Origin of the sequence: Microbacterium sp. JZ31, from assembly GCF_016805985.1 — a bacterium.
GTDB lineage: Bacteria > Actinomycetota > Actinomycetes > Actinomycetales > Microbacteriaceae > Microbacterium.
In genome coordinates this window covers 2489760-2509169 of record NZ_CP017661.1, presented here as the reverse complement: position 1 = coordinate 2509169, position 19410 = coordinate 2489760, and the positions used below count along the sequence as shown (strand labels likewise).

Annotated in this window: 21 protein-coding genes and 2 tRNA genes; 8 read left to right on the top strand and 15 right to left on the bottom strand. The window is 69.3% G+C overall.

Annotated features, from left to right (window positions below; genetic code table 11):
- Nucleotides 1-58: 58 nt before the first annotated feature.
- The 8 genes from BJP60_RS11965 to BJP60_RS11930 all read right to left on the bottom strand — a co-directional run bounded on the left by BJP60_RS11965 (nucleotide 59) and on the right by BJP60_RS11930 (nucleotide 6399).
- The gene (locus tag BJP60_RS11965) at nucleotides 59-1318 is read right to left on the bottom strand and encodes a DNA cytosine methyltransferase (RefSeq protein WP_203135971.1); all 1260 of its coding nucleotides are present in this window, start codon (nucleotides 1316-1318) and stop codon (nucleotides 59-61) included.
- Between the two features lie 39 nt (nucleotides 1319-1357).
- Nucleotides 1358-1789, bottom strand: coding sequence for a very short patch repair endonuclease (locus BJP60_RS11960; protein ID WP_203139307.1), 432 nt, complete (start codon nucleotides 1787-1789; stop codon nucleotides 1358-1360).
- 353 nt (nucleotides 1790-2142) lie between these two features.
- Nucleotides 2143-3912, bottom strand: a complete 1770-nt coding sequence (locus BJP60_RS11955; RefSeq protein WP_203135969.1) for a DUF2075 domain-containing protein — start codon at nucleotides 3910-3912, stop codon at nucleotides 2143-2145.
- Entirely contained in the window at nucleotides 3899-4219 is a 321-nt protein-coding gene (locus BJP60_RS11950; RefSeq protein ID WP_203135967.1) for a nucleotide pyrophosphohydrolase, read from the bottom strand. The genes BJP60_RS11955 and BJP60_RS11950 overlap by 14 nt, the downstream gene beginning before the upstream one ends.
- Nucleotides 4220-4477: 258 nt before the next feature.
- Nucleotides 4478-4549: transfer RNA gene (locus BJP60_RS11945), tRNA-Arg, on the bottom strand.
- Between the two features lie 92 nt (nucleotides 4550-4641).
- Entirely contained in the window at nucleotides 4642-4923 is a 282-nt protein-coding gene (locus BJP60_RS11940) for a Fe-S cluster assembly protein HesB (RefSeq protein WP_203135966.1), read from the bottom strand.
- A gap of 177 nt (nucleotides 4924-5100) precedes the next feature.
- Entirely contained in the window at nucleotides 5101-5445 is a 345-nt protein-coding gene (locus BJP60_RS11935; protein WP_203135965.1) for a histone-like nucleoid-structuring protein Lsr2, read from the bottom strand.
- Between the two features lie 93 nt (nucleotides 5446-5538).
- Nucleotides 5539-6399 (bottom strand): helix-turn-helix transcriptional regulator, encoded by an 861-nt coding sequence (locus tag BJP60_RS11930; RefSeq protein WP_238439417.1) that lies wholly within the window; start codon nucleotides 6397-6399, stop codon nucleotides 5539-5541.
- Between the two features lie 142 nt (nucleotides 6400-6541).
- Here BJP60_RS11930 and BJP60_RS11925 point away from each other — a divergent pair, with 142 nt between their 5' ends.
- Nucleotides 6542-6892, top strand: a complete 351-nt coding sequence (locus tag BJP60_RS11925) for a DUF485 domain-containing protein (protein WP_442923385.1) — start codon at nucleotides 6542-6544, stop codon at nucleotides 6890-6892.
- Nucleotides 6889-8535, top strand: coding sequence for a solute symporter family protein (locus BJP60_RS11920; protein WP_203135963.1), 1647 nt, complete (start codon nucleotides 6889-6891; stop codon nucleotides 8533-8535). Before BJP60_RS11925 ends, BJP60_RS11920 begins: the two co-directional genes overlap by 4 nt.
- 101 nt (nucleotides 8536-8636) lie before the next feature.
- Here the strand turns inward: BJP60_RS11920 and BJP60_RS11915 are convergent, their stop codons facing one another.
- Complete coding sequence (locus BJP60_RS11915) at nucleotides 8637-9260, bottom strand: DNA-3-methyladenine glycosylase I (RefSeq protein ID WP_269467739.1); 624 nt, start codon at nucleotides 9258-9260, stop codon at nucleotides 8637-8639.
- Entirely contained in the window at nucleotides 9257-9811 is a 555-nt protein-coding gene (locus BJP60_RS11910) for a methylated-DNA--[protein]-cysteine S-methyltransferase (protein ID WP_238439416.1), read from the bottom strand. The genes BJP60_RS11915 and BJP60_RS11910 overlap by 4 nt, the downstream gene beginning before the upstream one ends.
- A 218-nt stretch (nucleotides 9812-10029) precedes the next feature.
- On the opposite strand from BJP60_RS11910, the gene BJP60_RS11905 reads away from it, so the two are divergent.
- Together BJP60_RS11905 and BJP60_RS11900 are read left to right on the top strand one after the other, a co-directional pair.
- Nucleotides 10030-13734, top strand: a complete 3705-nt coding sequence (locus BJP60_RS11905; protein WP_203139299.1) for an AAA family ATPase — start codon at nucleotides 10030-10032, stop codon at nucleotides 13732-13734.
- Nucleotides 13735-13741: 7 nt separating this feature from the next.
- On the top strand, nucleotides 13742-13939 hold the full coding sequence (locus BJP60_RS11900) for a hypothetical protein (protein ID WP_203135962.1): 198 nt from the start codon (nucleotides 13742-13744) through the stop codon (nucleotides 13937-13939).
- Nucleotides 13940-13996: 57 nt separating this feature from the next.
- Here the strand turns inward: BJP60_RS11900 and mscL are convergent, their stop codons facing one another.
- From mscL to BJP60_RS11885, 3 genes are read right to left on the bottom strand one after another with little or no spacing between them, the layout of a single operon-like run.
- Complete coding sequence (mscL, locus tag BJP60_RS11895; protein WP_203135961.1) at nucleotides 13997-14413, bottom strand: large conductance mechanosensitive channel protein MscL; 417 nt, start codon at nucleotides 14411-14413, stop codon at nucleotides 13997-13999.
- A 43-nt stretch (nucleotides 14414-14456) separates the two neighbouring features.
- Nucleotides 14457-14711: an FmdB family zinc ribbon protein gene (locus tag BJP60_RS11890; protein WP_203135960.1), complete on the bottom strand. Its 255-nt coding sequence runs from the start codon at nucleotides 14709-14711 to the stop codon at nucleotides 14457-14459.
- 23 nt (nucleotides 14712-14734) lie between these two features.
- On the bottom strand, nucleotides 14735-15328 hold the full coding sequence (locus tag BJP60_RS11885; protein WP_203135959.1) for a 5-formyltetrahydrofolate cyclo-ligase: 594 nt from the start codon (nucleotides 15326-15328) through the stop codon (nucleotides 14735-14737).
- 120 nt (nucleotides 15329-15448) lie between these two features.
- On the opposite strand from BJP60_RS11885, the gene galU reads away from it, so the two are divergent.
- The 4 genes from galU (at nucleotide 15449) to BJP60_RS11865 (ending at nucleotide 18169) form a co-directional block, all read left to right on the top strand.
- A complete protein-coding gene (gene galU, locus BJP60_RS11880; RefSeq protein WP_203135958.1) occupies nucleotides 15449-16333 on the top strand; it encodes a UTP--glucose-1-phosphate uridylyltransferase GalU in 885 nt (294 codons plus the stop codon).
- Between the two features lie 24 nt (nucleotides 16334-16357).
- Nucleotides 16358-16987 carry a GNAT family N-acetyltransferase gene (locus BJP60_RS11875; RefSeq protein ID WP_203135956.1) on the top strand — a complete coding sequence of 210 codons (630 nt, stop codon included), beginning with the start codon at nucleotides 16358-16360 and terminating at the stop codon, nucleotides 16985-16987.
- 117 nt (nucleotides 16988-17104) lie between these two features.
- Entirely contained in the window at nucleotides 17105-18016 is a 912-nt protein-coding gene (locus BJP60_RS11870; protein ID WP_203135955.1) for a hypothetical protein, read from the top strand.
- 80 nt (nucleotides 18017-18096) lie between these two features.
- Nucleotides 18097-18169, top strand: a tRNA-Ala gene (locus tag BJP60_RS11865).
- A gap of 149 nt (nucleotides 18170-18318) precedes the next feature.
- On the opposite strand, the gene BJP60_RS11860 is transcribed toward BJP60_RS11865, so the two are convergent.
- Nucleotides 18319-18522 carry a hypothetical protein gene (locus BJP60_RS11860; RefSeq protein ID WP_203135954.1) on the bottom strand — a complete coding sequence of 68 codons (204 nt, stop codon included), beginning with the start codon at nucleotides 18520-18522 and terminating at the stop codon, nucleotides 18319-18321.
- Between the two features lie 142 nt (nucleotides 18523-18664).
- On the bottom strand, nucleotides 18665-19339 hold the full coding sequence (locus BJP60_RS11855) for a type 1 glutamine amidotransferase domain-containing protein (RefSeq protein WP_203135953.1): 675 nt from the start codon (nucleotides 19337-19339) through the stop codon (nucleotides 18665-18667).
- Between the last annotated feature and the right edge of the window lie 71 nt (nucleotides 19340-19410).

Sequence of the window (19410 nt, the reverse complement as noted above, 5' to 3'; positions counted from 1 at the left end):
GAAGCAACCCGGAACGGGCACTCCAAGCCGCCTCGCGAAACTGCGAGGCGGCTTGGAGTTAGCTCACCCTTGAGCGATGGTTCTTCAAGAAGTGGTTGCGCAGGTGCTCGGGTTGCCCCGTGAACCCCTTAAATCCGCCGAGCTTGTAAGAGGTACTACGTTCGGTAACCTTGACCTCGACTGCGAAGTCCTGGGCGAGCATTGCTAGACGCTGCTCCACGGTCGCCGTGGTCGTCTCGGTCACCATCCGCACTAACCGCTCAAGCGAAACGTATTCTCCGGCGGTCGCGAGGGCTCTGTAGACAGGGTCCTGCAGATCGGCGCTCAGCTGGGGGACTTCATGCGGAACACCCTCGTGTGCGAGAGCAGCGCGGATGGCATGGCCGATAGCTTCTGCCACCGGTGGAGGGAAGGCGTTGCCAATTTGGCGATACTGAGAGGTTTTGCGGCCCGCGAACTGCCATTTGTCCTTCTCAGTCCACCCCTGCAGGCGGGCGGCCATGGGGATCGTCAGACGCGGATACCGAGCCGATGGATGCAGAGCATTCATTTCTGGAGATGCGTTCGCGATGCCGTGACCGTCGACGGCAAGCTTCGCCCAACCTGCCTTTGCACGAGTCGGGCCCAGATCTGCCCCGCCGTGCTTCTTACTTCCGCCCACAAGGGTCGGTCCAACACCGTTGGCCATCGCTACCCAGTCATCGACGTGCTTCCAGCCGTTCTCGGCCATCAGGTCGCCGATGGTCTCGCCTACGGTCGTGCGCCTCGCATGAGGCTGTGGCCAGCGGAAATATGCTGCATCATCCGGCCGCATTGCGACCAACACGAATCGGGGCCGCAGCTGCGCAACTCCAAAATCCGCGGCCTGTAAGAGCCGCCAGTTAGCTACATACCCGAGCTGAGCAAGCCGGTCGAGTACCCGCTGCCGATAGCCCGAGAAGCGGGGCGCAGCCAGCCCACGAACGTTCTCCAGCAATAGCGCTCTCGGTTTAACTATGGCGACTTGCTCGACTGCCCAGGCGAATAGATCGCGCTCGTCAGAGGACCCGAGCTGCCGACCAGCCACTGAGAATGGAGGACACGGCACGCCGCCGGCAAGGAGATCCACGCCGGCATAGTCGATGGGACGCCACACCGCACTGTCAGCGACATCACCAACGGCCACCTCGATACCTGTGCTTTGCCGCAGTGTCTGCGCCGCGGTCGCGTCCAGCTCGACCGCAAGCACGTGATCGAATCCTGCGCGGTGCAAGCCCAGAACCTGGCCGCCGGCTCCTGCGCAGATCTCGACCGCTGTGGGGCGTGACGTTTGTTGCATGCGTAGGTGTGTCTCTCCCCGAGTCCGAGCTTCGTCATCTCAGCATAGTTTTCCTGCAGCCTCCGACACTGCATCGCGGCTGGCATGGATGGCTGGCCGAGGCGTCGGTATCGCTCTGCGCACCAAGCACAGAGCTTCATGGGCTATCGTGTGCTCCCAGATCCGCAACACGCACCAGCCCGCTTCCTCCAGCGCCCGCGTATTGGCCTCGTCACGAGTTCGATTCCGCTCGAGCTTGGGCTCCCAATAGTCCGTGTTCACGCGAGGCGTCCGGCCGTGCTCTGGGCAGGAATGCCAGAAGCAGCCGTCGACAAAAATGGCGACTCTCGCGCGTGTGAAGACGATATCGGGCCGAATGCGTGCCCCAGCAACGTCGACACGATAGTCACAACGATACCGGTACCCAGCTGCATGAAGCAGGCGGCGAATGGCGAGCTCCGGGCCTGTATCACGACGTCGGATCGCTTGCATATTGTTGCGGCGCGCCGATCCCTCGCCGGTTCCTGACACAGTCGCCTCCCTACCGAATGCTCCTTGCACACATCGTTGTCGGCCAGTCTGCGTGCGCCGAACCGAGGCTGCAACAGCTCTCGATCCGAGACGCGATCGCCGAGCCTACTGCGGGTACTCGAGCCTGTCGGCGGCGTTCCAACGTCGAAGGTTTCGGCGCCCCTGGTGTCCGACTGCCGTCGACACCTGCCGATCGAGGATCGGCGAACGCAGAAACCCACGGAGTCATAAAATCGGACCGAGACGGTGTCCTGGGGGAGAGGCCGCTCCCCCTTCGACTCCCACCGTCGCAAGACGCACTGCCGCCTAGCGCGTCACAGTAGCGGGACGGCGGCGAATGTTTGATCGACACTAAGCACAGACTTGAAGTGCTCGCGGAGATTGGGATCGCATACATAGAGGTACGTTCCGAGGATTCCTCGCGTGAGCAGCACGCCGTAGATGTTCTGGATCAGTGCGAGGAGGTCTTCATCGGTCGTACGTTGACGGAGCTTCCTGAGGTTCTCTTTGCCCTTCTTGTCGCGGTAGGCCCCGCGGTCTGCGGTCACCTGCTGGCGCGATGCGTCGAATCGAAGGTCCGCGCCGATGATCACCCCGGCGTAGTTGAGGTCATAGCCCTGGACGGTATGTATCGAGCCGACTTCATGGATCGAGCCGGGCGAGTTGATCCAGTCCTTGTCAGTGCGATTCCAGGTGAACTCAACTCCGTCGAGTTGGAAGTCGAAGCCGGGCTTGTTGCCGCGGGTCTTCCAGTCCCACGCGTACCCAGCAACAAGTCGGGCGAGCCCAGCCTCGCGGTCGCGTTCGCGGATCGCTTCCTGCATGTCGGCGACACTCTCGAAGAACCGAAGGTCGTACTCACCGAAGTCCGGGCGGCCCCCTGCGCGAAGTTCACCTCGAAGCAGCTGACGGATGAATCCCACGTAGTCTGCGTCCGCCCTCACCCGCATCTGCCTTGCCAGCGGAAACCACCGATGCGATCGCTTTGCGTCGGCGATCTCAGCGGCAAGAACCTCGCTCGGGAGATCTGCCGGCCGCACCCCCTGCTGCTCGTCGATGAGGAAAATCTGGTTCGTGCTCTGGGCGCGGATCCAGTCGAGCTGTGTCCTGTAGAGGTCGTCGGAGCCGAAGAGTCGTTCGTTGATGTCCGCGAAGTCGCGGTTGCGCATTCCTGAGGATTGGTTGGCGCGTCGATTGAGCCGGTGCGTCTCGTCGACGATAAGGAGGTCGAACGGTATAGATGACTTCCCGACGTCGAACGGGTTGACGACGAGGTCCTCGCTGAGCTTCGGCGTCTTCTTGAACACCTTCTTGATGGAGTCTCGAAGCGACTGCTGGGGAACGACCAGCCCGACGCGAACACCCCTCAGTAGCTCCCGGTTCTCGGGCACGAAGAACTCAGAGAAGAGGGAATCTTGCTCGATCTCATCCGTGTCTTCGTAGTCGCGGATGTCGGCCAGCAGCTTCATGAGGAAGATCGCCACAATGGTCTTGCCCGTACCCGGATTGCCCGGGATAACGCTGGTCGATCGCGTGCCTGTTGCGAGGTCCGCGAGGAGTGCCTCGACGATCTGCTCGACCGCGATGGCCTGCTCCCGTGTGAGCACCTTGAAGGGTGAGAGCTTGAATAGGTCGCTGTTCTCAATCTCGGGGATGCTGCGCTGGAAGATGCCCTCCGAGCGCAGCTGCTCGAAGATGTCTCGGAAGCTCTCGCGGTACTGGTCGCGCTCGTAGTACCGCGCGTCAATGATGCCCTCGTTCCCGTTGAGCACTGTGAAGCGCCCGTCGCCGGCAAGCCAGCGGATGAGGTGTGACTCGAGGTCGAGACACGCCGACTTGTTGAACGTCTCGTCTATGACGACGCGCACACGGCGGAACCCTGCCTTCGACGGATTCTGGAGATGCTGACGCATTCGTGACACAGCACTGACCGTCTCGCCGACGTAGACAGACGGCGCATCCGAGGACCCGGTGCTGTCGAGAACGTAAACGACGGGCCAGTTCGTCCGCCGTTCATCGCCGGACGCCCAAGTGGAGATCGCGGGCGGGGTGAAGTCGAGCCGTTCAATCTCAAAGGGCGTCATACTTGGTGCTCCGCCCCCTCGATCGATCTGCGGGGTACTTCGAGCGCGTTACGGCGAGCTTCTGCAGGACGATCTCGTCCAGGTCGACTCCCAGTTGGGCAGCGAGCAGCGTGCAATAGGTGACGACGTCGGCGAGCTCCTCGCGTACGCGCACCTCGTCTGCATCGTCGCTCCACTGGAAGCACTCGAGCAGTTCGCCCGCCTCGATCGAGATGCTCTTCGCGAGGTTTGCCGGAGTGTGGAACTGAGCCCAGTCGCGCTCGCGCACGAACTCCGACAAGGCTTCACGAACTCGCTCACTCGTCACGGTGTGACGGTATCGTACGGCGGCCTGCCCTCCGACAATCAGCCGCCCCAGCGATCGGACGCGGCGCAGTGTTCGTCGTCGAACGGCTGCTAAGCCACGCGCGCCAGCGCGGAGTCTGCAAGGAGTGAGCGGCCAGATCCGAGACACGACCGATCGCTACACTCTCCGCGTCGGGGAGACGCCCTCTAAGCGGGCAAGAACTCCTCCTGTGCGGTCTGACCTCGATAGAACATTCCGGTCAGAGGCGAAAAGACACTGTGCCCCTGGAGGGACTCGAACCCCCAACCGTTTCCTTAGGACGGAACTGCTCTTCCATTGAGCTACAGAGGCTGGCCCCGCAAGTCTAACGGGGAGTGCGGCCCGGACGCGGCGCGGCGCCGCCCGGAAGGATCCGGGCGGCGCCGCAAGCGCGTGCAGGCGCGTTACTGCTGCAGGGCGAGGGCAAAGCGCACGCCCTCCTGCGTCACCTGCGCGTCGAGCACCTTGTCATCGAGCTCGTCGGCTGCGGGTCCCTCCAGGAACACGCGGGCCTCGCCGCTCTCGACGACCGTGTCCCCCTGCTCGGGCGACGGGGCGAGCGTCAGCGCGTAGCCCTCGGCCGATGCGCTGGTGCCCTGGATACGGAGCCCCGCGGTCGAGGCATCCGGCGTCTGGGAGACGATCGTGCGAACCGCGTCGGCGGCGTTCTCGGTAAGCGTGAGCATCTGGCTCTCCTTCCCTCGGGACCGGCCACGATTCCGAGAATCCGGGCCGATTGCAAGGCTCGCTCGCGACGTCCAGGGGATACACACCGGACACAGCAGCAGCGTGGAGGGAGGAAAGAAAGACGTCGCCCGCGCCGGCGAAAGCCGAGCGCGGGCGATGTCTCAACGATCGCGAGATCAGTTGGCGGCTTCGTAAGCCTCGATGATCGCGGCAGGAACGCGGCCGCGCTCCGAGACGGTGTATCCGTTCCTCTTCGCCCATTCGCGGACAGGACCGTAATCGGTCTGGCCGGTGCGACGGCGGCCGCGCGGAGACGCCGACGCGGAGGTGCCGGAAGACATCCGACGGGCAGCCGAGATGTACTCCTCGAAATGGTCGCGCAGTTTCTTCGCATTGTCGGCGGTGAGGTCGATTTCGTAGCTCTTGCCGTCGAGCGAGAAGAGAACGGTCTCGCCTTCGCCGGGTTCGAGGACAGTGCCGTCGAGGTCGTCGACGAGCTGATGAACGATTTTCCGGGCCATGGCGCGATGATAGCGCGACAAACAGAGATATTTCAGCGAAAAGGCTACCCATGGGCCGCAGCGGAAAACGGAAAGGAGCTCGCTGATTTTCTGCTATGGGAGCAGGCCCCATTTGCGTGCCCGCGCCACGGCGGCATGACGTGTCGACGCATCGAGTTTCGCCATCGCCGCGCTCAGATAAGCCTTGACGGTTCCCTCGCGAAGGCCGAGCAGCTCTCCGATCTGCGCATTCGTCTCACCCAGGGCGGCGCGCGCGAGAACGTCGATCTCGCGCGGCGAAAGGCGCACTTCCGGAAGAGGCTCGGTGCGCGGCGCCTCCGCGAATCCGGAAAGGGCCGCGAGGCGCCGCTCGACATCCGCCAGCCGCGATCGGATCGCCGCATCGTCGATCGACGCAGCGATCGCGCGCAGCTCGGCATAGCTCTCGCGCAGCTCTTCGCGGTGGCTGGGGGAGAGGCGGTCGGGCGGCGCCGCGCCGGTGTCCTCCAGGCGCCGTCGCGCCTCGTCGCGCCGAGCCAATTCGGTCGCCAGCTCCTCGGCCACCCGGACGGCGGGCGCGGCGGCCACGCCGCCGATGGTGGAGCGACTCCACGCGCCGCCGTAGAGGACGCCGCGCGCCTTGCCCGAGACCACGACCGGTGCGGCCATCAGCGTGCCGATGCCCTCGCCCAGGATGTAGACGTCGTAGTCGTGCGTGATCTGGCGTGCGGTGCGATAGTCGCCGGTCATCCGCGGCCGCAGCTCGACCATCGCGCGGCCGCCGAGCCCGCGCTCGGGCCGGACGGAGAGGCCCTCCAGGGCGTCGGTGTGGTTGCCGACGAACGCGGTCATGCGGGCCACGCCGTTCTCGATGAGACCGCCGAAGGCGACCGGGAACTTCGTCCGTCGGGCGAGCTCGCGCACGGCGTCGGCCACGAGTCGACGGTCGTCTGCGATGTCCTGCTGCGCGGTCAACAGGGGTACCTACTTTCGGGGGTGACGGCCCCTTCGCCGTCTTTCGTAGCGTCGAAGCTATCACCGGCCGTGCGCCCGCGCATGGCCGTGCGCCCCGGAGCGAAGGAGCTCCGCGGCTCCCGACATGTGGCAAGGAGGCCTCGTGACAGACACGCCCCCCGGTGCATCCACGAGAGGACGCATCGACTACATCGCGGAGGAGAATTCGCCGCGATTCCGCGAATTGAAGCGCACCCACCGCTCGTTCGTGTTCCCGCTCTCCGCATTCTTCCTCGTGTGGTACTTCGTCTACGTCCTGCTGGCGGGTTTCGCGAAGGACTTCATGTCCCAGCCGGTCCTCGGCGACATCAATGTCGGACTGCTGATCGGCCTCGGTCAGTTCGTGACGACCTTCGGCATCACCCTCTGGTACGTGTGGTTCGCCAACAACAAGCTCGACCCGAAGTCGGCGGCCATCCGTGAAGACCTCGAGAAGCAGGAGGCAGGCGCGTGAACGTCTTCGCAGCGGCGGATACCGCCTCGCAGAACAATCCGGTCCTGAACATCACGATCTTCGGGATCTTCGTCGCGGTGACGATCTTCATCGTCATCCGCGCCTCCCGGAACAACAAGACGGCCGCGGACTTCTACGCGGGCGGACGGTCCTTCTCGGGAACGCAGAACGGCTTCGCGATCGCGGGCGACTATCTGTCCGCGGCGTCGTTCCTCGGCATCTGCGGTGCCATTGCCGTGTACGGCTATGACGGGTTCCTCTATTCCATCGGATTCCTCGTCGCCTGGCTCGTGGCGCTGCTGCTCGTCGCGGAGCTGATGCGCAACACCGGCAAGTACACGATGGCGGATGTGCTGTCGTTCCGCCTCAAGCAGCGTCCCGTGCGCATGGCGGCCGCGATCAGCACGCTCGTCGTGTGCTTCTTCTATCTGCTCGCGCAGATGGCGGGAGCCGGCGGCCTCGTCGCCCTGCTGCTCGGCGTGACCGATTCGATCGGCACCGCCGCGGTCGTGACGGTCGTGGGCGTGCTCATGGTCGGCTACGTGCTGATCGGCGGCATGAAGGGCACCACCTGGGTGCAGATCGTCAAGGCGTTCCTGCTCATCGGCGGCGCAGTGGTCATGACGATCTGGGTGCTGGCGATCCAGGGCGTCGACCTGTTCGGCGCCGCGATCGAGGCCTCGCAGACGCAGACGTACCCCGAGACCGCCAAGGCGCTCGAGGACGCCATCAAGGGCGGCGCCTCGGTGCTCGACCCGGGCCTGCAGTACAAGAATCCGATCGACTTCCTGTCGCTGGGCCTCGCGCTCGTGCTCGGCACCGCGGGTCTGCCGCACGTGCTGATGCGCTTCTACACGGTGCCCACCGCCAAGGAGGCGCGCAAGTCGGTCGTCTGGGCGATCATGCTGATCGGCCTGTTCTACCTGCTGACGCTCGTGCTCGGCTTCGGCGCGGCGGGCCTGGTCGGCTCCGGCGAGATCCTCGCCGCACCGGGCGGCGTCAACTCCGCCGCGCCGCTGCTGGCGCAGGCGCTCGGCGGGCCGGTGCTGATGGGCATCATCTCGGCGGTCGCGTTCGCGACGATCCTCGCGGTCGTCGCCGGCCTGACGATCACGGCCGCGGCGTCGTTCTCGCACGACATCTTCAACGGCGTGATCAAGCGCGGTGCCGCGACCGAGCGCGAGGAGCGCAAGGTCGCGAACATCACGATCCTCGTGATCGGTGCGCTCGCGATCGTCGGCGGCATCGCCGTGCTGGGTCAGAACGTCGCGTTCCTGGTCGCGCTCGCGTTCGCGATCGCGGCGTCGGCGAACCTGCCGACGATCCTGTACTCGCTGTTCTGGCGCGGGTTCACCACGCGCGGCGCCGTGTGGAGCATGTACGGCGGTCTGCTGTGCGCGATCGTGCTGATCGTGCTCTCGCCGGTGTTCTTCGGCGGCCCGACGAGCGTCCTGAAGACGGGGGAGGGGACGGCGATCTTCCCGCTCAGCAACCCGGGCATCATCTCGATCCCCGTCGGCTTCCTGCTCGGCTGGATCGGATCGATCACCTCCAAGAAGGGCTCGGAGGATCCGAAGCTCGCCGCCGAGATGGAGGTGCGCTCGCTCACGGGCCACGGCGCGGAGAAGGCGGTGCAGCACTGACCGCGCACCGCTGAACGACGAGCACGGCGCCGAGCGCCGGCCCGGGGCGGCCTACTCGCCTCCGGGCCGGCGCTCGGTCGTCTTCGCGGCGGAGCGCCGGTTCAGGATGCCCACACGCCGCTCGAGCCGCGGCGGTGGCTGCCGACCAGATGCGTGTCGACGATGCCCACCGCCTCCATCAGCGCGAACATCGTCGTCGGCCCCACGAAGCGGAATCCGCGGCGCTTCAGCTCCTTCGACAGCGCGATCGACTCGGGCGACGACGAGGGGATCTCGGTGTACGAGTGCGGTGCGGGTGTCTCCTCCGGGCGGAAGCCCCACACGAGTTCCGCGAGCCCGCCGCCGTCGCCCACCGTGCCGCGCAGCGCGACCGTCGCGCGGGCGTTGCCGATCGTGGCGAGGATCTTGGCGCGGTTGCGCACGATGCCGGCATCCGCCATCAGCCGCTCGACGTCGGCCTCGTCGAACTCCGCCACGATGTCGGGGTCGAAGTCCGCGAATGCCTCGCGGAAGGCCGGCCGCTTCCGCAGGATCGTCGCCCACGACAGGCCCGACTGGAAGCCCTCGAGACTGAGGCGCTCGAAGAGCCCCTGCTCATCGCGGATCGGCATCCCCCACTCCGTGTCGTAGTACGCCTGCAGCAGGGGATCCCGCGCGGCCCACAGCGGACGCGCGAGGCCGTCGGCGCCTGTGACGAGCTCTGAGGTGAGATCGGTGTCGGTCAAAAGTCGTCTCCGTTCGGGGTGCGGGGAGCCGCGGGAATCGAGAAGCTCGGCGCGGCACGCCTCTCGAGCTCGATCAGGAAGCGCTTGTTCTCGGGCCGACCGCCGTACTCGCCGAGCGAGCCGTCGGATCGGATGACGCGGTGCACGGGCACGACGAGAGAGAACGGGGTCGTGCGGCACGCGGTGCCGACGGCCCGGTGTGCGCGTGCTCGCCCGGCGCGCTCGGCGATCTCGCCGTAGCTCGCGGTCTCGCCGTAGGGGATGCGGCAGATCTCCTGCAGCGCGTCGCGGCCGAACCCGCGCGTCAGGCTCCAGTCGATCGCGACGTCGAACGACTCGCGCTCGCCGTCGAAGTACTCCTCGAGCTGTGCGAACAGCGCACCGCCGGACCCGGGGACGTGATCGGGCACCACGCCGTGCTCCTGCGCGAGCATCTCCAGCACCCAGCGGTCGGTGTCGTCCGCCACGTGCAGCGCGAGCACCGCGGCGTCGGAGAAGACGGCCGTGACGAGCCCGAGCGGCGTCGGGCCCAGGTCGTAGCGGAGGGTCACGCCCCCATCCTGGCGGCTGTCGCCGACACCGGTGTCGTCCTTCGCGCGCGGGGGAGCGATCCGGTCCCGGGGCTCGCGTGTGGACGAGGCTCGACAGGCCCGGACAGCGGGACAGCCTCCGCCACGCCAATCCGGCGAAACTCCGCGTCAGCCGCGCATCTTTACCATCGCCCGCACCTACCCTGACTCACGTGTGGCGGACAGAAGGCAGCGCCGCGATGGATCGCATCGTGGCGGATGACACGGGGACCATCGTGACCCCGACCGATCTCGGCGTGGCCGAGCCGGGGGTCGTGGTCGCGCACGTGGCCGACCCCGAACGAGAGCGGCTGCGCGCCGCGGCGGCGGACCTCGGCGGCCCGTCGCCGCTGCTGCACTTCCCGTTCGAGACCGGCCGGGCACCGGGTGCCGAGGCCGCGGCCGCCGGCATCGACATCACCAAGGCGCACCCCGGGAGCCTGCCGCAGTTCATCACGGGCAAGTCCACGCTGCTGTCGAACCTGTTCCGCGACGAGGTGGCCCTGCGCACCGCCCGCATGGCCGCCGAGCGGATCACGACCAAGCACCTCGAGCTGCGCACCGTCCGCGGCATCGATGCCGTCCGCCTCGCGGTGGGCATGGCCGTGTGGCGCGTCGCCGACGAGGAGTTCGCGGCTCCCGTCCTGCTGCGTCCGCTCGCCATCCGCCGCCACCACACCGACTTCGAGCTGAAGCTGCACGGGCAGTTCCGCGTGAACCCCGAGCTCGTCCGCGCGGCGCGCGACCACTTCGGCATCGACCTCGACGGCGACGCCCTCGCGGCGCTCGCGTACGGCGAGGGCGTCTTCAAGCCCCAGCCCGTGATCGACCACCTGCGCGCCGCGCTCGCGCACGTCGACACCTTCTCGGTGCGCCCGCGCCTGATCGTGTCGACCTTCGCCGACGTGGGCGGCGCGATGGCGCGCGACTGCGTGCGCCTGGACCACCCGCTGCTGAACGCGCTCGCCGGCCACCCCGAGGACCTCGCCGCGCTCGCCGCGGACATCACGCCCGCCGCGGTGCCGAACCCGGATGAGCGTGCCCCCGCGGCCGACACCCTGCTGCTCGACGCCGACGCCGAGCAGGAGAGCGTGCTGGCGCGTATCGCCGCGGGCGAGTCGCTCGTCGTCCACACGCTGCCCGGAACGGGCGGCACGCAGACGGTCATCAACGCGGTCGGCTCGCTCGTGCGCGCCGGCAAGCGCGTGCTGGTCGTCAGCGCACGCCGCTCGACGCTCGACGGCGTGCGCCACCGCCTGGCCGGCATCGCCCTGGACGGGCTGGCGGTCTCGCCGTCCGACCTGCGCCGCGACCTGATCCGCGCGATCGGCCGCAACGAGAAGGCCGAGCAGCCGAAGGTCGCCGAGATCGACGATGCGCTCGTGCGCCTGCGCACCGTGCTGCGCGACTACCGCCGCGCGCTGACGCGCCGGCACGACCGCCTCGGCGTCTCGGTGCTCGACGCCACCCGGGAGCTCACCAAGCTCGCTTCGCTTCCGCAGCCGCCGTCGACCTCGGCGCGTCTCGGCATCCGCGCGCTCGAGGCGCTCGCGGGCGACCGCACCTCGGCCGGCAAGACGCTCGCGCTCGCCGCGCGGCTCGGCGAGTTCAAGGTCGGACCGGACGACTCGCCCTGGTACGGCGTCACGTTCGCCACGACCGAGGAGGCCCGCCGCGCACACGAGCAGGCCGGCAAGCTGCACCACAAGAGCGTGCCCGAGCTGCTCGAGCGCGGCTACGAGCTGATCGCGCAGACGCGCATGCGCCCGTTCACCACGATCGACGAGCTCGGCGAGTTCCTGCGCCTGCTGCACGGCATCCGCGACTCGCTCGACCGGTTCAACCCGACGGTGTTCGAGCGGCCGCTCGCCGACATGATCCGCGCCTACGGCCCGCGTCGCGACGCGCAGCTGACGGGCGCCGCGCGCCGGCGCCTGAAGAAGCTCGCCAAGGAGTACCTGCGCCCGGGCGTGCACCTCGCGGACATGCATGAGGCGCTCGTGCGGATCCAGCACCAGCGCGCGCAGTGGCAGAAGCTCGTGGACGTCGGGACCATCCCGGACATCCCCCTCGGCCTCGCCGACGTGCAGGTCGAGTGGCAGCGCGTCGAGGCGGAGCTCGCGGATCTGGATCGCGCGCTCGGCCGCGGCACGCGGCTGTCCGCCATGCCCGTGCAGCGCCTCGTGCGCACCCTCGCCGGCCTCGCCGCGGAGTCCGACGTCTTCGACAACATCGTCGAGCGCGCCGAGCTGCGCTCCGAGCTCGCGCGCCTGGGCCTCGAGCCGCTGCTCACCGAGCTCTCGGTGCGGCACGTCGACGAGGCCCGCGTGGGCGAGGAGCTCGAGTTCGCGTGGTGGCAGTCGGTGCTCGAGCACCTGCTGCAGCACGACCGCGCGCTGCTGGGTGCCAACACGTCGGTCGTCGATCGCCTCGAGCGCGACTTCCGCCTCGTCGACGAGGCCCACGCGGCCGCATCCGGACCGCTCCTCGCGTGGCAGCTCGCCGCGCAGTGGCGCATCGGCATCGTGGACGAGCCCGAGGAGTCGGCGGCGCTGCGTCGCGCGCTGACGCAGGGGCAGATCACGCCGGACGGCCTCGCGGCCGCCGCGCCGACGCTCAGCCGGATCCTTGCGCCGGTGTGGATCGCGTCGCCGTACGAGGTGCCCGCGATCCCGGACGACCCCGCGTTCGACGTCGTGCTGATCGCCGACGCCGGAGCGATCGGGATGACCGAGGCCGTGCCCGCGATCCGTCGCGCGCGCCAGGTCGTCGCCTTCGGCGACCCGGTGACGCAGCGCCCCACGCCGTTCGTCGTGGCGGCGGTGGATGGGCCGGTCGCGCACGCGTCCGCCGACCGCGAGAGCCTGTTCGAGTCGCTCGCGGAGATCCTGCCCGTTGCGACCCTGACCCGCAGCTACCGCGCGGGTGGCGAGGATCTCGCCGAGCTCGTCAACGATGCCTTCTACGGCGGCGAGATCGTGTCGCTGCCGTGGGCGGGGTCCTATCTCGGCCGGGGCAGCCTGTCGGTCGACTACGTCGAGGGCGGATCGGGAACGCCCGACCCCGTGACGGGATCCGTCGAGAGCCCGGATGCCGAGGTCGCGCGCGTCGTGACCCTCGTCGTCGAGCACGCCGTCAACCGCCCGGCCGAGTCGCTCATGGTCGTCACCGCCAGTCGCCGGCACGCCGAGCGCGTCCGGGTCGCGATCACCGAGGCGTTCGCCGGTCGCTCCGACGTCGCCGACTTCGTGGCGCGCGAGACCGCCGAGCCGCTCGCGGTGCTGACGCTCGAAGAGGCGACCGCCGAGAGCCGCGACCGCGTCATCTTCTCGCTCGGCTACGGCCTGACCAAGCACGGCCGCGTGCTGAGCGACTTCGGCGACCTGTCGACGCCGGACGGCGAGCGCCTGCTCACGGTGGGCATGACCCGCGCGCGCCGCTCGATGGTGATCGTGTCGTCCATCCGGCCGTCCGCCTTCGACGAGGGCCGCCTGGAGCACGGTGCGGCGACGCTCATGGGGATCCTCGGCAGCATCGCCGCGCGCGGACGCGACGCGCGTCTGGAGGACCTCGCCGACCCGCTGACGCTCGCGCTCGCACGCGAGCTGCGCCGGCTGGGCGTCGCGGTCGACGTCGACTACCGCGGTCTGCTGCCGCTCGTGGCTCAGTACGAGGGCAAGGCCGTCGTCGTCGAGCCCGACCCCGAGTCGCGCGGCGAGTCGCTGCGGGAGTCGCTGCGCCTGCGCCCGCACGTGCTGCGTCGCCTCGGCTGGCACTACGTGCGCGTGCACGCCTTCGACCTCTACAGCGATCCCGCCGCCGTCGCCGAGCGGATCGCCGGCGTGCTCGGCGTCTCGCCCGAGGCGCAGCGCGCCGACGGCGACACCCAGCCGCTCGCGCTATAACAGCGAGATGGACGCAGAAGGCCCGCGACAGCGGATCGTCCGCGTGCGCGGATCGCGTCGGGCGAAGCTGACTCCGGTCGCGGGGACGCTGAGCGACTCGGAGGCCGAGGCGACGCTGCGCGGTGCCGAGCCGCCCGCGCAGAGAACGGCCGACTCCGGCCCCAACGACGAGCGCCTGCGCCGCGACGTGCCGCCGCACTACTGAGCCGGCATGCGACGAGGGCCGCTCAGACGGGACGGCCCTCGTGGGACGTGCGTCGCGTCAGGCTCGGGGTCGCTGAGCGGCGAGCAGGTCGCGGATCTCCGCGAGCAGCTCCTCCTGCGTGGGAGCGGCGGGAGCCGCCTCCTCCGTGACGCCGAGCTTGGCGGCGCGGCGCTCGGCGAGCTTGTTCATCGGGACGATGAGGAGGAAGTACACGACCGCGGCGACGGACAGGAAGTTGATGACGGCCTGGATGATCGCTCCGATGCCGAACTGGGCGGGCTCGCCGAACACGCCGGGCACCTCGACTACCCAGCCGCTCAGGCTCCCCGACGGCAGCAGCACGCCGAGCAGCGGGTTGATGAAGTGGTCCACCACGGCGGTGACGATCGCGGTGAACGCCGCGCCGATGATCACCGCGACGGCGAGATCGATCACGTTCCCGCGCGTGATGAAGTCCTTGAATCCCTGCAGCATGGGCTCTCTCCCCTTCACCGGGCGCCCGTCGGCACCGTCCCGTTCACGCGCCCGAAGCGGGCGCCGATTCCGTCTTCGATGATGCAGCAGGGGCCGACGCGCCGCCAGCAGTCGCGCTCGAGCCGCGCGAATCGGTGCGGTAGAAGCCGGACCCGTTGAACGTCACGCCGACCGAACCGTACTGCTTGCGCAGCGCGCCCCCGCACTCGGGGCACTCGGTGAGGGCGGGATCGGCGAACGACTGGACGGCGTCGAAGGCGTGGCCGCACGACTTGCAGGCATAGGCGTAGGTGGGCATGTGACCTCGGAGATCGTGAAGAGTCAGGAGCGGATCGGCAGTTCCAGCGTGCGCGTCGGGGTCACGACCCCGGTCACCGGCTGGTCGTGCACATCCTGCGGCACGCTGTCGACCAGTTCCGAATCATAGATGACCGCGTACACGGGAGGGCAGTTCGCCATGGATCCGATGGTCTTGTCGAAGAAGCCGCGGCCCCAGCCCATCCGCATCCCGCCGCGGTCGACGGCGGCCGCGGGAACGATCATGAGGTCGACGTCGTTCACGGCGATCGGCCCGAGCAGGTCGCCCACGGCCTCCGGGACGCCCAGCGGGCTCTGCACCTCTTCGCCGGCCGCGGAGGCGACCGTCCAGTCGAGAAGACCGTCCTCCCGCATCACGGGCAGCAGCACCCGGATTCCCCGCTCGATCGCGGCGTTGATGAACAGCCGCGTCCCGGGCTCGGTGGGGGAGGAGAGGAAGCACGACACGCTCCGGGCGCCGAGCGCGTCGACGAGCGCCTCCAGCTGCCGGCGGACGCCGTCCGCCGCGGTCTCGCGCTGCGCGTCGGAGAGCTGCTGGCGTCGCTCGCGGAGCTCGGCGCGCAGCGCCCGCTTGGCCTGATCGAGGGCGTCCGTCATGCGACGAGTCTAGGGGCGGGTCGCGTTCAGAGCCCGTTCACCTGCGGTCCCCGGGGCGCGCCCCGGTGGTTCCTATATCAGATCCCGGGAGGACAACCGCGGGTCGCCTACGATGAGGGAATGCACCCGCAGATCAAGGCAGTCATCCCCGCGGCCGGACTGGGCACGCGCTTCCTCCCGGCGACCAAGGCCACTCCCAAGGAGATGCTGCCCGTCGTCGACAAGCCGGCCATCCAGTACGTCGTCGAGGAGGCCGTCGCTGCGGGCATCCGCGACGTGCTCATGATCATCGGCCGCAACAAGAACGCGCTGGCGAACCACTTCGACTCGGTGCCGGAGCTCGAGACGAAGCTGCTCGACAAGGGCGACAAGGCGCGCCTCGAGCGCGTGCAGGCATCGAGCGACCTCGCCGACATCCACTTCGTCCGCCAGGGCGAGCCCAAGGGCCTGGGGCACGCGGTGCTGCGCGCCGAGGCGCACGTGGGCACGTCGCCGTTCGCGGTCATGCTGGGCGACGACCTGATCGACGAGCGCGACGAGCTGCTGACCACGATGATCGCGGAGCAGGCAAAGCGCGGCGCCATGGTCATCGCGCTCATGGAGGTCGACCCCGACAGCATCCACCTCTACGGTTGCGCGGATGTCGAGGAGACCGACACCGAGGGCGTCGTGAAGGTGAAGGGCCTGGTCGAGAAGCCCGCGAAGGAGGACGCGCCGTCCAACCTCGCGATCATCGGCCGCTACGTGCTCTCGCCCGAGATCTTCCCGATCCTCGCGCGCACCGAGCCCGGCAAGGGCGGCGAGATCCAGCTGACCGACGCGCTGCAGGAGATCGCGGCCGACCCGGAGGGCCCCGGCGTGTACGGCGTCGTGTTCCGCGGCCGCCGGTACGACACCGGTGACCGCGTCGACTACATCAAGGCGATCATGCGCCTCGCGGCCGACCGCCCCGACCTCGGCCCCGAGCTGCGGCCGTGGTTCAAGGACTTCGCGGCCTCGCTCTGACACGCACGTTCTCGGAGGAGTCGGATGGAAGGTCTCGCCCCGCGACAACATGGGCCGATCTCCATCCGGCTCATCCGTCACCGTGACGCGCGCGTGCTGCAGAACGAGCTCATGACCAACCGGTCGTGGCTGCGCCGGTGGGAGGCGACGAGCCCGGGAGGGCCCGCACCGCTCGACATGCGCGGCAGCATCCGGCGCCTGCTGCAGCAGTATCGCGACGGGCAGGGCGTGCCGTTCGTGATGGAGCACGACGGCGAGATCACGGGCCAGCTCAACGTGTGGGGTCTGGCGCGCGGCTCGCTGTCGTCCGCCACGATCGGCTACTGGGTGAGCGAGCGGTTCGCCGGCAAGGGCATCACGCCCACGGCCGTCGCGCTCGCGACCGACGTGTGCTTCACCGAGCTGCAGCTGCACCGGATGGAGATCTGCATCCGTCCGGAGAACGCCGCGAGCCTGCGCGTGGTGCAGAAGCTCGGCTTCCGCTACGAGGGCCTGCGCCGGCGGTACATCCACATCGACGGCGCCTGGCGCGACCACTACGCGTTCGCCCTCACCACCGAGGACGTCCCGGACGGCGTGCTGCAGCGCTGGGTCTCGGGCCGCGCACCCGAGCACGCGGCCGACGTGCCGCCCGCCGACCGCGTGGCGGGCTGAGCCGCTCTCGCGGGCACGCCGAGCGGCAGCGGAAGGGCTGACGCAAGGGCCGGATGTCCGGGGACACGCCCCGCGACATCCGTGGCGAGCGGAACGCGGTCGCCTACCGTTGGTCGCATGGGTGGGCAGCTGCTGGGTGGAGGCGTCGTCGTCGCCGTCGCCGTGCTGCTCTTCCTCGTGTACCTGCTCCCCACCTGGCAGCGGCGTGCGCAGTACGACGCCGCGGAGCGCAACGCCGTGCGCCTGAACCAGGCCCTGCGCGTGCTCGCCGAGACGAGCGAGACGCCGGACGTCGTGCGCGTCGAGCTGACGGCGCGGGAGGCGGCCGCCAAGCAGAAGCTCGCCAAGCGCCTGCAGGCCGAGCGCAGCCGGCTGAAGGTCGAGGAGACCCGCCTGCAGCGGGACAAGGACCTGCTCGCGCTCGAGCAGAAGCGTCGCGAGCTCGCGGCCCTGCGCGCCGCTCCCGAGGTGCGGCAGGCGAAGGCGCGCCGCCGCATCCGCCTCGCGGCGACCGCGCTGGCGCTCACCGGTCTCGCGGTCGCGGGTCTGGGCGTGTGGGCGCTCGTCGCCGGGGCCGGTGCGGCCTGGCTGATCGTCGGAGGCGCCGCCGCGTTCTCGGGACTCGGGCTGCTGCAGCGCATGGCCGCCGTGCAGGCCCGCGCCGCGCGTCGCGTCGAGCCCGTCGCGCAGCCGGCACCCGCGCGCCGCGTCGCGCCCGCGCCGCTCCTCGACGAGGCCGACCGCGGCTGGGTGCCGCGGACGCTGCCCGCCCCGCTCACCGCCACGGCGGGGTCGCGCGCGCAGACCGCGCGCGCCGAGGCCGACGCGCGCGAGGCCCTGCGTCGCGCGGCCGAGCAGGAGGCGCTGCGTGCGCGCGCCGAGCAGCTGCGCCCCGCGCCGGTGCCGATCCAGACGGCCCGGCCCGAGCCGGCCCCCGCGGCCTCGCCCTTCGCCCGCATGGGCTACGTCGACGACGCCGAGATCGAGGCGCACGTCCGCGACCTGCTCGCGCGTCGCGCGTCGGCCTGATCCGGCCGCACGCCACGCCCGGGCTTCCCGCCCGCGTGCGGGACGGCCGCCGAGGTCTGGTAATGTAGTCCGAGGTTCACGGGCCCATGGCGCAGTTGGTAGCGCGTCTCGTTCGCAATGAGAAGGTCGGGGGTTCGAATCCCCCTGGGTCCACCGGAAGAAGAAGCCCCTCGCCGCACGGCGAGGGGCTTCTTCGTTGTCGGGCGCGATCGCCGTCGTCCGCCGCCAGACCTCATCCGCCGTGCGAGACATCGCCGTGCGGTGATGTCTCGCACGCGGGGTGAGGTCTCGCGGCGGTGGGATCAGCTCTCGAGGCGCTGCGCGGAGATCAGGGCGTCGAGCTCGGCGGTCCGGGTCGTGTTCCCCTGCTCCTGCGCCGCGTGCCGCCAGGCCTGCAGCTTGGCGATCTCGTCATCCCTCGTCGCGGTGCCGTCGCGGAGGCGTTCGATGACCTCGGGATCGAGATCGAGACCGTCGAGGTCGTCATCCGGAATCTGTGCGCTCATGCGGGCAATCTAGCGCCGGCGGGAGCCGACGTCCGGGGGCTCGACGGAGCGGGCCGGATGTGCACCTCGTCGACCGAGCGGGCCCGGACGACGATGGCCCCGCCGCCGGGCGGGGCCATCGTCGATCCACCTGACGCGGGTGTCACGCCTCCAGTCGCCGCAGCAGGGCCCGTGCGACCGAGGCGGACGACTGCGGGTTCTGACCCGACACGAGGTTGCCGTCCTCCACGAGGTGATCCGCCCAGGGCTCGGCCGTGTCGACCGTCACGCCCTGCTCGCGCAGCGTGGTCTCCAGCAGCCAGGGCGCCTTCTCCGCGAGGCCGCCCTGGCGCTCCTCTTCGTCGGTGAACGCGGTCACCGTGCGTCCCGCCGCGACGAGCGTGCCGTCCGTGCGTCGCGCGGCGAGCAGCGCGGCGAGCCCGTGGCACACGAGGGCGACAGGCTTGTCTGCCTCCAGGGCGTCCGCGAGAAGCGCGCCGGATGTGGCGTCGACCGCGAGGTCCTCCATCGGGCCGTGGCCACCGGGGTAGAAGACGGCGTCGATCTCCGCGAGGTCGACCTCGTCGAGCCGGCGGGGCGACTGCAGGTCGGGGATCGCGGCGATCGCGTCCCGAGCCTTGTCGTCGCCCGTGAGCGATCCCTCGTCCGCGACCGGGGGGACGCCGTCGGGGCTGGCGAAGACGACGTCGTGTCCCGCCTCCGTCAGGAGGCGATAGGGAGTGAGCAGCTCCTCCGCCCAGTAGCCGGTCGGGTGCGTGCTTCCATCGGAAAGCGTCCAGGAGCGGGCGCCGGTGACGACGAACAGAACGTTGGACATGGGTCTCCTTGAGGATCTCGGCGACGGTGCCCCGGATGGGCGCCGCTCTAGGAGGAACGCGCTCGCCTGCG

Coding starts and splice junctions, on each gene's coding strand:
- BJP60_RS11890 (WP_203135960.1), bottom strand. CDS start 14,711: ATGCCCACCTACGCCTATGCCTGCAAGTCGTGCGGCCACGCCTTCGAC.
- BJP60_RS11875 (WP_203135956.1), top strand. CDS start 16,358: ATGGAAGGTCTCGCCCCGCGACAACATGGGCCGATCTCCATCCGGCTC.
- BJP60_RS11960 (WP_203139307.1), bottom strand. CDS start 1,789: ATGCAAGCGATCCGACGTCGTGATACAGGCCCGGAGCTCGCCATTCGC.
- galU (WP_203135958.1), top strand. CDS start 15,449: ATGCACCCGCAGATCAAGGCAGTCATCCCCGCGGCCGGACTGGGCACG.
- BJP60_RS11940 (WP_203135966.1), bottom strand. CDS start 4,923: ATGCTCACGCTTACCGAGAACGCCGCCGACGCGGTTCGCACGATCGTC.
- BJP60_RS11965 (WP_203135971.1), bottom strand. CDS start 1,318: ATGCAACAAACGTCACGCCCCACAGCGGTCGAGATCTGCGCAGGAGCC.
- BJP60_RS11935 (WP_203135965.1), bottom strand. CDS start 5,445: ATGGCCCGGAAAATCGTTCATCAGCTCGTCGACGACCTCGACGGCACT.
- BJP60_RS11870 (WP_203135955.1), top strand. CDS start 17,105: ATGGGTGGGCAGCTGCTGGGTGGAGGCGTCGTCGTCGCCGTCGCCGTG.
- BJP60_RS11855 (WP_203135953.1), bottom strand. CDS start 19,339: ATGTCCAACGTTCTGTTCGTCGTCACCGGCGCCCGCTCCTGGACGCTT.
- mscL (WP_203135961.1), bottom strand. CDS start 14,413: ATGCTGCAGGGATTCAAGGACTTCATCACGCGCGGGAACGTGATCGAT.
- BJP60_RS11955 (WP_203135969.1), bottom strand. CDS start 3,912: ATGACGCCCTTTGAGATTGAACGGCTCGACTTCACCCCGCCCGCGATC.
- BJP60_RS11905 (WP_203139299.1), top strand. CDS start 10,030: ATGGATCGCATCGTGGCGGATGACACGGGGACCATCGTGACCCCGACC.
- BJP60_RS11900 (WP_203135962.1), top strand. CDS start 13,742: ATGGACGCAGAAGGCCCGCGACAGCGGATCGTCCGCGTGCGCGGATCG.
- BJP60_RS11860 (WP_203135954.1), bottom strand. CDS start 18,522: ATGAGCGCACAGATTCCGGATGACGACCTCGACGGTCTCGATCTCGAT.
- BJP60_RS11885 (WP_203135959.1), bottom strand. CDS start 15,328: ATGACGGACGCCCTCGATCAGGCCAAGCGGGCGCTGCGCGCCGAGCTC.